This is a genomic window from Mesorhizobium sp. P2_E10 (genome assembly GCF_056404235.1).
Genome location: NZ_JBFUEK010000005.1, coordinates 396,540 through 409,199 on the forward strand (window position 1 = coordinate 396,540; position 12,660 = coordinate 409,199).

At 62.7% G+C, this 12,660-nt stretch carries 12 protein-coding genes; 6 read left to right on the forward strand and 6 right to left on the reverse strand.

Annotation, left to right across the window (positions count from 1 at the left end; translation table 11 throughout):
* Window positions 1–3 precede the first annotated feature (3 nt).
* From AC1D0N_RS16700 to AC1D0N_RS16720, 5 genes are all read right to left on the reverse strand, one after another.
* On the reverse strand, window positions 4–750 hold the full coding sequence (locus AC1D0N_RS16700) for an aspartate/glutamate racemase family protein (protein WP_477245703.1): 747 nt from the start codon (window positions 748–750) through the stop codon (window positions 4–6).
* Window positions 751–758: 8 nt separating this feature from the next.
* A complete protein-coding gene (locus AC1D0N_RS16705) occupies window positions 759–1,577 on the reverse strand; it encodes an ABC transporter permease (protein WP_477245705.1) in 819 nt (272 codons plus the stop codon).
* Window position 1,578: 1 nt separating this feature from the next.
* Complete coding sequence (locus AC1D0N_RS16710; protein ID WP_477245707.1) at window positions 1,579–2,487, reverse strand: ABC transporter permease; 909 nt, start codon at window positions 2,485–2,487, stop codon at window positions 1,579–1,581.
* Window positions 2,488–2,722: 235 nt separating this feature from the next.
* Complete coding sequence (locus tag AC1D0N_RS16715) at window positions 2,723–4,015, reverse strand: ABC transporter substrate-binding protein (protein WP_477245709.1); 1,293 nt, start codon at window positions 4,013–4,015, stop codon at window positions 2,723–2,725.
* Window positions 4,016–4,049: 34 nt separating this feature from the next.
* Window positions 4,050–5,138 (reverse strand): ABC transporter ATP-binding protein, encoded by a 1,089-nt coding sequence (locus AC1D0N_RS16720; protein WP_477245711.1) that lies wholly within the window; start codon window positions 5,136–5,138, stop codon window positions 4,050–4,052.
* A gap of 261 nt (window positions 5,139–5,399) precedes the next feature.
* Between AC1D0N_RS16720 and AC1D0N_RS16725 the strand changes: the two genes are divergently transcribed.
* The 3 genes from AC1D0N_RS16725 to AC1D0N_RS16735 all read left to right on the forward strand — a co-directional run bounded on the left by AC1D0N_RS16725 (window position 5,400) and on the right by AC1D0N_RS16735 (window position 8,165).
* Complete coding sequence (locus tag AC1D0N_RS16725; RefSeq protein WP_477245713.1) at window positions 5,400–6,113, forward strand: GntR family transcriptional regulator; 714 nt, start codon at window positions 5,400–5,402, stop codon at window positions 6,111–6,113.
* 187 nt (window positions 6,114–6,300) lie between these two features.
* A complete protein-coding gene (locus AC1D0N_RS16730) occupies window positions 6,301–7,164 on the forward strand; it encodes a hypothetical protein (RefSeq protein ID WP_477245715.1) in 864 nt (287 codons plus the stop codon).
* 137 nt (window positions 7,165–7,301) lie between these two features.
* On the forward strand, window positions 7,302–8,165 hold the full coding sequence (locus AC1D0N_RS16735) for a hypothetical protein (protein ID WP_477245717.1): 864 nt from the start codon (window positions 7,302–7,304) through the stop codon (window positions 8,163–8,165).
* Window positions 8,166–8,174: 9 nt separating this feature from the next.
* On the opposite strand, the gene AC1D0N_RS16740 is transcribed toward AC1D0N_RS16735, so the two are convergent.
* Window positions 8,175–9,389 carry an ROK family protein gene (locus AC1D0N_RS16740; RefSeq protein ID WP_477245719.1) on the reverse strand — a complete coding sequence of 405 codons (1,215 nt, stop codon included), beginning with the start codon at window positions 9,387–9,389 and terminating at the stop codon, window positions 8,175–8,177.
* Between the two features lie 219 nt (window positions 9,390–9,608).
* Here AC1D0N_RS16740 and AC1D0N_RS16745 point away from each other — a divergent pair, with 219 nt between their 5' ends.
* The 3 genes from AC1D0N_RS16745 (at window position 9,609) to AC1D0N_RS16755 (ending at window position 12,660) form a co-directional block, all read left to right on the forward strand.
* Window positions 9,609–10,847, forward strand: a complete 1,239-nt coding sequence (locus AC1D0N_RS16745; protein WP_477245721.1) for an extracellular solute-binding protein — start codon at window positions 9,609–9,611, stop codon at window positions 10,845–10,847.
* A gap of 83 nt (window positions 10,848–10,930) precedes the next feature.
* Complete coding sequence (locus AC1D0N_RS16750; RefSeq protein ID WP_477245723.1) at window positions 10,931–11,815, forward strand: carbohydrate ABC transporter permease; 885 nt, start codon at window positions 10,931–10,933, stop codon at window positions 11,813–11,815.
* Window positions 11,815–12,660 carry a carbohydrate ABC transporter permease gene (locus AC1D0N_RS16755; RefSeq protein WP_477245725.1) on the forward strand — a complete coding sequence of 282 codons (846 nt, stop codon included), beginning with the start codon at window positions 11,815–11,817 and terminating at the stop codon, window positions 12,658–12,660. Before AC1D0N_RS16750 ends, AC1D0N_RS16755 begins: the two co-directional genes overlap by 1 nt.

Sequence of the window (12,660 nt, forward strand, 5' to 3'; positions counted from 1 at the left end):
CAATCACTCGGCGGCGACAGTTCCCGGTGCAAAGGATTCTAGTGCGCCACGATAGGGCTTTGCCAGCGGGTTTGCATAGGCGCCACGCTTGGATGTCGACAGGCCGAGCGCGATCAGCGCCTCGGCCTGTTTGACCGCGGCGCCGACACCGTCGATGACCGGAACGCCGAATTCCGCCTGCAGCCGGTGGGCAAGATCGGCCATACCGGCGCAGCCGAGCACGATCGCCTCGGCGCGATCCTCGTCGATGGCGCGCGCAATCTCGCCACGCAGTTTTTCGACCGCACCGGATGCCGGGTCTTCAAGCGCGAGCACTGGAACATCGGCGGCGCGCACGCGTGCCCGGCCCGCCATGCCGTAACGCTGCACCAGCGCCTCGACAGGAACCCATGACCGTGTGGTCGTCGTCACCACGGTAAAGCGCTGGGCAATGAACGAAGCGAGGCTGAGCGCCGCCTCGCAAATGCCGATGACAGGAATGTTGGCCATGGCGCGCGCGGCGTCGAGGCCGGTGTCGTCGAAGCAGGCGATGATCGCAGCCTGCGCGCCCGCGCGCTCGCCGGCGGCGATCTCGACCAGCAGGCCCGGCACGGCCAGCGCCTCGTCATAATAGCCTTCGATCGACACAGGTCCCATCGACGAAGTGACGGCGACGATTTCCGTCCAGGCGCCAGCCGCCGACCGGGCCGCCGCCGCAACGGTTTCGGTCATGCTGGCTGTGGTGTTCGGATTGACGACGAGGATCTGCACTGCGGTTCTCAAGCCCTTGCCCGGCGGCGGCCGACATAGAGGATCGCGCCAAGCGTCGCCAGGATCACCAGGAAGGAGAACACCGTAGTCACCGTGCCCAGCGCATAGAGCACCGGCGTCGTGACGTTGGTGGTCATGCCGTAGATTTCCAGCGGCAGCGTGTTGAAGGTGCCAGACGTCATCAGCGTGCGGGCGAACTCGTCATAGGACAGCGTGAAGCCGAAAAGGCCGACGCCGATCAGACTCGGCGCGATCATCGGCAGCACGACATGCACGAAGGTCTGCCAGGACGTGGCGCCAAGATCCCGCGCGGCTTCCTCATAGGCCGGCGAAAACCGGTTGAAGACGGCGAACATGATCAGCACGCCGAACGGCAAGGTCCATGTCAGATGAGCACCGAAGGCAGACGTGTACCAGGCGGGACGAAAACCGATCTGCTGGAAGACAACGCCGATGCCGAGTGAGATGATGATCGACGGCACCACGAGGCTGGCAACGGCCAGGTAGAACAGCGCGGTGGCGCCGCGAAATTTCTGGCGGAAGGCGAGGCCGGCAAGCAGCGACACGACAACGGTGACGATCATCACCATGACACCCAGCATCAGCGAGCGCTTGAAGCTGCCGCCGAAATCACCGACCGCCTGGCGCTCGAACAGATTGGCGAACCAGTGCAGCGACACGCCATTGAGCGGAAACGTCAGGCCGCCATTCTCACCCTGGAAGGACAGGATCAGGATCGCCGACAGCGGACCGTAGAGAAACAGCACGAACAGCGCGAAGAACGCCGCCAGCACGTAGAATTCAAGAGTGCGCTTCTCGTGGCTCACGTCAAAGCTCCTTGCGGATGTCGACGATGCGCAGGATGCCGGCGACCATCAACAGCACCAGCACCAACAGCACGACCGCATTGGCGGCGGCCGCCGGATACTGCAGCAGCGACATCTGGTTCTTCATCATCAGCGCCACCGAGGCGCTCTGGCCGCCCGACATCACCTGCACGGTGGAGAAGTCGGCCATCACCAGCGTGACGACGAAGATGGTGCCGATCGCCATGCCCGGCTTGGCCAGCGGTATGATGACGTTCCAAAGCACCTGCCAGCCGGAGGCGCCGGCGTCGCGCGCGGCCTCCATCAGCGAGCGGTCGATGCGCATCAGCGTGTTGAAGATCGGCGTCACCATGAACAGCGTGTAAAGATGCACCATGGCCAGCACCACGGCGAATTCGGAATAAAGCAGCCACTCGATCGGCTTCGGCACCAGGCCCAGTTGCACCAGCGTCGAGTTGATCAGCCCGTTGCGGCCGAGCACCGGAATCCAGGAGATCATGCGGATGATGTTGGAGGTCAGGAACGGCACCGTGCAGACCAGAAACAGCACCATCTGCATGGCCGTGGTGCGGATATGGAAGGCAAGGAAATAGGCCACCCAGAAACCGATGAACAAGGTCAGCGCCCAGACGATGGCTGCGAATTTGATGGTGTTGAGATAAGTCTTCCAGGTGACCCAGGAGCCGAGCACGTCGGAATAGTTGGTGGTCAGCAAATCCGGATACATCGCCGCGAAGTCGTAGTCCCAGAAGGAGACGACAACGATCATGATGATGGGCAGCAAAAGGAACGCGCCGAGGATGAGCGCCAAGGGGGCTGACTGCAGGTAGGGCGTGACGGCGCTGAACGACCAGCGCTTGGCGGGCTTGGCGGCAGTGACGGTAGCAGGCTGATCGAGAGCCACGGTCATCTGGAGAATCCTCGCGATCGCGATGATTCGCGATCCTTCGCGCCCCCCTCTGTCCTGCCGGACATCTCCCCCACGAGGGGGGAGATTGAACTCTCATAGCGACCTTCGCCAACCTCCAACGTTGCTAAGGGAGAGCCGGCCATGACGCTGCCAATCTCCCCCCTCGTGGGGGAGATGTCCGGCAGGACAGAGGGGGGCGCGAAGGATCGCAACATCACAGCGAACGCGTCCCGCTTTACGCCGCGATGAACTCGTTCCAGCGCTTCACCATGTAGCGGTCCTCGTCCATCACCGAGTTCCAGCAGGCAACCTTGCCCATGCGCTCTTCGAAGGAGCCGCCGTCGCGCACGGCGCCGGCCTTTTCCATGACGGTGCCGTCCGGCGCCTTGATCTCGCCCTTGGCCGGCTTGCCCTCAATCCAGTAGCCCCACTCGTCCTCGGACATGAACTTCTTGGCCGAGACCATGTTGGCGGAATAGTAGCCTTGGCGGTTTAGATAGCCGCCTACCCAGCCGGACGTGTACCAGTTGATGTATTCATAGGCAGCGTCGAGCTCGGCGCCCTTGAGGTGAGCCGCAAGACCAAGGCCGCCGCCCCACGAGCGATAGCCCTCCTTGAGCGGCTGGAACCGGCAGGCGATGCCCTTGGAGCGCACGGCGGCAACGGCGGGCGACCACATCGACTGGATCACCACTTCGCCCGATGCCATCAGATTGACGCTCTCGTCGAAGGACTTCCAGAAAGCACGGAACTGGCCGGCCTGCTTGGCCTTGATCAGGAAGTCGATCGTCTTGTCGATCTCTTCCTTGGTCATGTTGCCCTTGTCGGCATATTTGATGTTGCCGGTGGCTTCCATGATCATCGCCGCGTCCATGATGCCGATGGACGGGATGTTGAGGATCGCGGTCTTGCCCTTGAACGCCGGGTCCATGATGTCGGCCCAGGTGGTGATGTCGCGGCCGACGAGGTCGGGCCGGATGCCAAGCGTGTCGGCGTTGTAGATGGTCGGCACCATGGTGAACCAGTTGGTCGGCGCCTTAGCGAAGGTCTTTGAGTCCTGCGCCTCGACATAACCGACCGTGTGCGGCGCGGTGCCCTGGGCAATGACGCTGTCGGGCGTCAGTTTGCCGGTTTTGAACAGCGGCACCAACTCGTCGTAGTATTTCAGCTTGCTGACATCCATCGGCTGCAGCACGCCGCTCGGGAACACCTTCTTGCAGATCCAGTATTCGATGTCGGCGATGTCGTAGCTGTCCGGCTGCGTCACCGCGCGCTGGGCGGCAGCGTCGGAATCGGTCGCGGTCATTTCCAGCGTGATGCCGAGATCGGCCTTGCACTTGTCGGCGATGGCGTTGAGGTTCGACACGCCGGTGCCGAACTGGCGCAGCGTGATGTTGGACTGCGCCCAGATGGTCGGGAAGCCTGTGATGGCGCCGGAGCCGGCGGCAAAGCCGACGGCGGCGGCCCCTGTCTTGAGCAGCGAGCGGCGGGAAATTCCTGTCTTCTTGGTGTCGGTGGTGTTGGTCATTTTCTGTTCCCCTTTTCTGGTTGGTTATGCTGGTTCAGGAATCGAGACGGCCGAGGACGATCGCGTCCGCGGGGTCCCAGGCGATTGGCACCGCATCGCCGACGGCCACCGGCTTGGCGAAGAAGCTGGTGTCGTCGACGATGACGGTGAAATCCTCGATGCCGGCGCCGTTGACCGAGAGCTTCACGGTCGAGCCGCGGTACTCGATGTTGGAGATGATGCCGGTGAAGCCGAGCCCGCTGGCCGGCGGCTCACCGATCCGCACATGATCGGTGCGAATGGCGATGTCGATGGGCTCACCGGCCGGCCTGCTCTGCCCGCTGGCTGCCAACGAGATACCACCCGGCACATCGAAGACGACCATGCCGTCGCGCTCACCACTGACGCGGCCGGAGATCACGTTGTGGTCGCCCATGAAACGGGCGACGAAGGCGGTGGCCGGTCGCTCGAAGACGTCGCGCGGTGGTGCCGCCTGCTCGATGCGGCCGTCATTCATCACCACGATCAGATCGGCCAGCGCCATCGCCTCTTCCTGGCTGTGGGTGACATGGACGAAAGTGATGCCGAGCGACGCCTGCAGTTTCTTCAACTCGGCCCGCATGCGGATTTTCAGGAACGGATCGAGCGCCGACAGCGGTTCGTCGAGCAACAGCGCCTCGGGGTCGGTAATCAGCGCGCGGGCCAGCGCCACGCGTTGCTGCTGGCCGCCTGAAAGCTGCGCCGGGCGACGGCCGGCATAGGCCTCCATCTGCATCAGCTTCAGCATGTCGAGCGCCTTGGCGCGACGCTCCTCCTTGCCGACGCCTTTCATCTTGAGGCTGAACGCGACATTGTCGATCAGGTCGAGGTGCGGAAACAGCGCGTAGGACTGGAACATCATGGCGGTGCCGCGCTTGGCCGGCGGCAGGTCGGTGACCACCACATTGCCGAGCCGCACATCGCCGCTGGAAATGCTCTCGTGCCCGGCGATCATGCGCAGTGTCGAGGTCTTGCCGCAGCCGGACGGCCCAAGCAGGCAGCAATAGGTGCCGGCCGGGATTTTCAGGCTGATGTCTTCGACGGCGGTGGTCGCGCCATAGACTTTCGAAACGGACACGATGTCGATTTCGGCGGCTTTGGACATCCGGCTTCCCCTTTGATCGGATTAACCAAAGCATCATGCGTGCCAGTCACTCGCCGTGAGCCTCAAGCATTTGAATCTTTGAGAAAATCAGCGTCGATACCGACTGCCCGCCGAAACGTCACCCTTGTGCAATGCACAAATTATGAGCGATTGTTTTCGATCTGCGCAAAAATCGTATGCAATCTTTTCTGCGATCGTGTTCACTTTGGCTCTCGTCCATGCGCCCCGATTCAGGATAGAAAGGCGCGAGGGTACGCCGCCATGAACATTGCCGACCAGACTTTCCCCGCTATCGACAACGCCAATGAGGATCGCGCCCAGGCGATCCGCGACCAGCTGCGCGACGCGATCGTCGACCGCCGGCTGGCGCCCGGAACCAAGCTGTCCGAAGGCGAGGTCGGCACTCTGTTCGATGTCAGCCGCACCGTGGCACGCGCCGCACTGCAGATGCTGTCCTTCGAAGGCCTGGTGCGAACCGAGCGCAACCGCGGCGCTTTCGTCGCCAATCCCTCGCCGGAAGAAGCGCGACAGGTCTTTGCCTCGCGCCGGCTCATCGAACCCGGCATCGCCATTGCAGCCGCCGGGCGCATCACGCCGGAGCATGTCCTTGCGTTCAAGGCTCAGCTCGAGGAAGAGGGCCGCTTCATTGCCGAACGCGGGCCGACCGCGAGACGCTCCGAAATCAAGGCGTCAGGTGATTTTCACTTGCTGCTGGCCTCGGTGGCGGGAAACGTCATCCTGCAGCGCTTCATGGAAGAGCTGGTGGCGCGCTCCTCGCTGGTGATCGCGCTTTATGGCCGCTCCGGCATTTCGAGCTGCGGCCACAACGAGCACATGCAGATTCTCGACGCGCTCGAAAACGGCAATGCCGAACGCGCCAGCGCACTGATGCTGCACCATATCGACCACATCGAAGCCGATCTCGATCTTCGCGTCAGGGGTGGTCCGGCACTGCGGGAAGCACTCGAACTCTGACGCGCCGCTCCTTCAACCAGGTGAAGACGGGCACCTGCTCCACGAACAGTCGCCAACAGTTGGCCGCAAGTATTGGGTGCGATCGGCTCGGGCCTATTGTTCAGGCTGGAACGTCTAGACACGAAGTGTGAAGGCTGAAAATGTAATCTGCGTCTTCGCAGGCTGGGGCTGGGTCGGAGCGAGGAGGATGGCGCTGAATTTGGAAGATATTGCCGGCCATCCGGCATTGCATCGCGGTGTCCGGGCGCAGTCGCTGGCCCTGCTCCAGATTTATGAAGCGACGCCGCGTCTTGCTTCGGTGTTCGCCACGCAGCAGCGTTGGCTGATGGCCCATGTCGGCCTTGCCCTGCATTTCAGGCGAGACCCGCACGACCGTCACACCGAGGTGACGGTGACGCGTTTCATGGAGGCCATCCGCCGCAATTCGGTGGCCAGCCGCAACACCGCCGACGCTTTCATCAAGGAGATGTTGCACTACCACATCATTGAGTATCTGCCGAAGACCGAGGACGGCCGTGCCCACCCCTTTCAGGTGACGGCGGCCACGCTGAAGGCATTTGTCGGCTGGGTCGTTGCCCACCTGCGCACGCTGGACAGTCTCGATGGCGGGAGCCGGTTGGCCATGTTCCTCGAACGACCCGACATCATTGCCAAATTGCAGCCGCTGGTGGCGGACGGCCTGCTTTCCTCCAGCCCGGTGCGCGAACCCAAACAGACCTTTTCGCTGTTCATCTGGCTCAACAATGGCGGCATCGTCATGGACCGGCTGATGTCCGGCATCGACCCCGATCATGCTGGCCTCGATCGTATCCCGACCAGTGTCGTTTCGATCGCGGAGTTTGCCGATTGGCTCAAGCTGTCGCGAACCCATCTGGCGCGCAAATTGCGCGATGCCGAGGCGCTCGGCAGTATTGGCTGGCTGGGCCAGCCCGGCCATTCGGTCATGTGGGTGTCGAACCAGTTTTACCAAGAGTACATGACGGTCCAGGCCGCTAAGCTCGCCATCGTCGAGGCAGCCTTCCAGGCGTGTTTTCCGACAGCTGAGGCGTAGCAACCACCTGCAGAACACAGCCATGATCGATCCGTTGTGTCGTCCTGATTTTGGGCGTCTGGACACAAGCGGCGAAGACTGAAAATGTGATTTTCTTCTTCGCAGCCGGGAGCCTGTAGCGGCGCACGGGGGAGGATATGCTGACCTTGGAAGATATTGCCGGGCATCCGGCATTGCACCGCTGTGTCCGGGCGCAGGCGCTGGCGATGGTCAAAGCCTTCAGAGCCGACCCGCGCCGCTCTTCGGTGTTTGCCACGCAGCAGCGCTGGCTGATGGCGCATCTCGGCCTTGCAATGCATTTCAGGCGGGATCCGAACGACTATCGCAAGCAACTGACGATAGCCCGTTTCATCGACGTGATCCGTCAGCACTCCGTCGCCAGCCGTAACACCGGTGACGCCTTCATCCGCGAGATGCTGCACTATAATTTCATCGAGTATCTGGAAAACAGCGAGGACAGGCGCATCCGCCCTCTGCAGCCCGCAGCAGCTACGCTGGAGGCGGTGACCGGCTGGCTTCTTGCCCATCTGCAGACGCTGGACGGTTTGGACGGCGCCAGCCGGCTTGCGAATTTCCTCCAACGACCCGACGCGCTCGCAAGGGTGCAGCCGCTGGTGGCCGACGGCTTGCTGTCGTCGAGTCCGGTGCGTGAGCCAAAACAGACCTTCTCGCTGTTCACCTGGCTCAACAATGGCGGCGTCGTCATGGACTGGCTGATCTCCGGCGTCGATCCCGACCATTCCGGGTTGGACCGGATCCCGACCGGCGTGGTGTCGATCGGCGACTTTGCCAACTGGCTCAAGCTTTCGCGCACCCATCTTGCCCGCAAACTGCGCGATGCCGAAGGGCTCGGCAGCCTCGGCTGGCTCGGCCAGCGCGGCAAATCCATCATGTGGATCTCGAACAGTTTCTATCAGGAGTACATGACCGCCCAGGCCGTCAAGCTGGCCATCATGGACGCGGCCTTCGCAGCGTGTTTTCCGCCATCGAATGGCGCTTGAACGTCGATTTCAGGACCCGCCGGAGCGTGTCTTCAGGATCGCTGAAAACCGCGGGTCGAAGGCGCGGCTGATCGGCTCGGCCGCGGCACCGAGCGCAATCGACCAGGGATCGGTGATGCCGAGTTGCAGGCGTGGCAACAGCCGTCCGGGCCGGTCGGCGATCGACGGCAGCAACGGGTGCATCGCCTCCAGCAGGCGGCGGGCCAACGCTTCCGGTGCGCCGCTGGTCAGGATGACGGTCTGCGGATCGAAGATCGTTTCGATGAGATGCACGCTCCAGCGCAGATCATGCGCAGCACCCTCGATCCAGCCCATGATCTTGGGATCCTCGGCCACGGCCAGTGCATTCATCCGCTCGTAGAGACCTTCGTCGGCGAGGTTCATGTCGAGGTGCTGGTAAAGTGAGGCGAGCGAGGCGCGGTGCTCGAGCGGCGTCGAGCCGGGACCAGCCGGCGACAGCAGCGCCATGCCGATCTCGCCGGCATTGCCGTTGCCGCCGCTGTACAGCTCGCCGTTCAGGATAAGTCCGGCGCCGATGCCGTAGCCGACATAGAGGCAAACCGCATGATCGACACCATGCGCGGCGCCGACGATCCGCTCTGCCGTTGCACAGGCGGCAGCGTCGTTCTGCAGCCCGACATTCAACCCGGTGCCTGCGGCAAGGGTTTCCAGCAGCGGAAATTTCTGCCAGGCCGGCATCATCCATTTGTCGTCGGAATTCTTCACCCCGAACGGGCCGGGCATGGCGACGCCAAGGCCGACGAGCCGGCTTTCGGACTGGCTGGAAATATCGGCCAGCTGGCGTCTGACGCCGGCGATCAGGCCGAGGATGATTTTGACGCCTTGTGAGGGCTCGTCGACGGGCAGGTTGGCTTCGGCGCGCGCCAGCACGCTGCCGACCAGATCGACGGCGACCGCCCGCGTCACATGCCGGTCGATCTGCAGCCCGATGGCGAAGGCGCCTTCCGGAACCAGCCTGTAGGGAGTCGAGGGTTGTCCCCTGCCCTTGCGCACCGTGTCGAGGGCAATGACCAGGCCATCGCGCTCAAGGTCGTCGATGATGTTGGAAACCGCCTGCTTGGTCAGTTGTGTCGCCCGTGCCAGGTCGGCGCGCGAAAGCGCACCGTTGAGCCGCAGCGCCTCGATCATGACACGGCGGTTGTGCGCGCTGGTGCCTTCCTGGTTGGTGCCGCTTTTGGCGCGGATCGGGCTGATATCGTTCACCGGCGTTTCCCTCTTGACTCCAGTAAACTATTGATCGACTAATTAAGTCAAGCGGATTGACTTAATGGTGAAACGGGCGCTCCAGAAAAAGATGGCCAAGGCTGAATGCCTATCGCCACCGATCGCTCCGGGGAACAAAAGGTCACGCGACATCAGTTCGAGAAGGCGGTGCAACGCCGGCGCCACCAACTCGCCAACGCTGGAAAATGGGAGATGAAAATGTTGAAATCGATTGGTAAGGCACTTTTGGGCGCAGTCTTCGCAGGAGGATTGCTGGTTCCTCACGCTTTCGCAGAAACCTCGCTGAATGCGCTGTTCATGGCGCAGGCCGCCTACAGCGAAGCCGATGTCCGCGCCATGACGGACGCCTTCACCAAGGCCAATCCGGACATCAAGGTCAATCTCGAATTCGTCCCCTATGAGGGCCTGCACGACAAGACCGTGCTGGCGCAAGGATCGGGTGGCGGCTATGACGTCGTGCTGTTCGACGTCATCTGGCCGGCTGAATATGCCACCAACAAGGTGCTGGTCGACGAGTCGTCGAAGATCACCGACGACATGAAGAAAGGCGTGCTGCCCGGCGCCTGGACCACCGTCCAGTATGACGGCAAATATTACGGCATGCCCTGGATCCTCGACACCAAGTACCTGTTCTACAACAAGGAGATCCTGGAAAAGGCCGGCATCAAGGCGCCGCCCAAGACCTGGGAAGAACTGAACGAACAGGCCAAGATCATCCAGGACAAGGGCCTGCTCAAGACCCCCATCGCCTGGAGCTGGTCGCAGGCCGAAGCCGTGATCTGTGACTACGCCATGCTGGTCAGCGCCTATGGCGGCGACTTCCTCAAGGACGGCAAGCCGGACTTCCAAAACGGCGGCGGGCTCGACGCGCTGAAATACATGGTGGCCAGCTACAAGTCCGGCCTCACCAATCCCAATTCCAAGGAATTCCTCGAAGAGGACGTCCGCAAGGTGTTCGAGAACGGCGATGCCGCCTTCGCGCTCAACTGGACCTATATGTACAACATGGCCAACGACCCCAAGGACAGCAAGGTCGCTGGCAAGGTCGGCGTCGTGCCGGCGCCCGGCATTGCCGGCAAGAGCGAGGTTTCGGCCGTCAACGGTTCGATGGGCCTTGGCGTCACCGCGGTCTCCAAGCACCCGGACGAAGCCTGGAAGTACATCGAGTTCATGACTTCGCAGGCAACGCAGAACCAATACGCCAAGCTCTCGCTGCCGATCTGGGCCTCGTCCTATGACGATCCGGCGGTCACCAAGGGCCAGGAAGAACTGATCGCCACCGCCAAGGTCGGGCTTGCCGCCATGTATCCGCGCCCGACCACGCCGAAATACCAGGAGATGTCGACCGCTTTGCAGCAGGCGATCCAGGAATCGCTGCTCGGTTCGGCTTCGCCGGAAGACGCGCTGAAGACGGCTGCTGAAAACAGCGGTCTTTGAGCCCAGCTGTTCGTTGAGCACGGGCGGCGAAAGGCCGCCCGTGCTATCTCTCAAATCGCGATGAATGAAGAGAGGCTGCTCCGATGTCGAGCACCTGGATGACAACCCGTGCGTGGCTGCTGATGCTGCCGTTGCTCGTGGTCATGGTCGCCGTCATCGGCTGGCCGCTCGTCGACACTGTCGGCCTGTCCTTCACCGACGCTAAGCTGGTCGGCACGGAGGGCTCGTTCGTCGGCATCGACAACTACACCAAGATGCTGTCCAGCTCGAATTTCTCGCGCACGCTGGTCACCACGACCTGGTTTGCTGTCGCCTCCGTCGCCATCGAAATGGTGATCGGCGTCCTGGCCGCACTGCTGCTGAACCAGGAGTTTCGCGGTCGTGCCTTTTTGCGGGCGCTGATGATTCTGCCCTGGGCATTGCCGACCGTGGTCAACGCCACGCTGTGGCGGCTGATCTACAATCCGGAATATGGCGCGCTGAACGCGGCGCTGACGCAGCTGCATCTCATCGACGCCTACCGCTCCTGGCTCGGTGAGCCAGGGACGGCGTTGGCGGCATTGATCGTCGCCGACTGCTGGAAGAATTTTCCACTGGTGGCGCTGATTGCGCTGGCCGCCCTGCAAGCGGTGCCGCGCGACATCACCGCTGCCTCGCTCGTCGACGGCGCCGGACCTTTCGCCCGCTTCCGCTTCGTCATCCTGCCCTATCTCGCCGGACCGCTGATGGTGGCGCTGGTGCTGCGCACCATCGAGGCCTTCAAGGTCTTCGACATCATCTGGGTGATGACCCGCGGCGGCCCTGCCAACAGCACGCGCACGCTGTCGATCCTCGTCTACCAGGAGGCCTTTTCCTTCCAGCGCGCCGGCTCCGGCGCCTCGCTGGCGCTGATCGTCACCTTGCTCGTCACCGTGCTCGCCGTCGCCTATGCAGCACTTGTGAGGAAGACCGCCGGGAGTGCCAACTGATGGAACGCAAGAGCCCTGCCTTCACCGTCTTCATCTACGCATGCGCGCTGCTGCTTGCCGTGGTGATCCTCGCTCCTATCGCCTGGCTGTTCATCATGAGCATATCGCCGGCCGCCGACCTGGCCGCCAAGCCGCTGCGCTGGTGGCCGCAAAGCGCCGACTTCTCGCGCTACCGGCAATTGCTGTCGACGGGCGAGAACAGCGCCGGCGCCGCCTTCACCGCGTCGCTGCGCAACAGCCTTGAGATCGCCGGCATGGCGACCATTGCCGCCCTGCTGCTCGCCATTCCCGCCGGCTGGGCCGTCTCGCGCACGCCGTCGATCGGCTGGTCGCTGTCGATGGTCATCGCCACCTATATGCTGCCGCCGGTGGCACTCGCCGTGCCGCTCTATATGGGTCTTTCGCATCTTGGCCTGCTCAACAACGTCTTCGGCCTGGCGCTGGTCTATCTGACCATCCTGGCGCCGTTCACCACCTGGCTGATGAAGGCGGGATTCGACTCGATCCCGCGCGAAATCGAAGCGGCGGCGATGATCGATGGCGCCGGCCTGTTCCAGACGCTGCGCATCATCACGCTGCCGCTGGCAGCCCCTGTCATGGCGACCTCGGCACTGTTTGCCGTGCTGCTTGCCTGGGACGAGTTCTTCTACGCGCTGCTTTTCACCTCCGATCAGCGCGCCAAGACGCTGACCGTCGCCATCGCCGACCTCGCCGGCGGCCGTGTCTCCGACTACGGGTTGATTGCTACAGCCGGCGTGCTGGCCGCCTTGCCGCCAGTGCTGATCGGGCTCGTCATGCAACGTGCCCTGATTTCCGGCCTGACCAGCGGTGGTGTCAAAGGATGA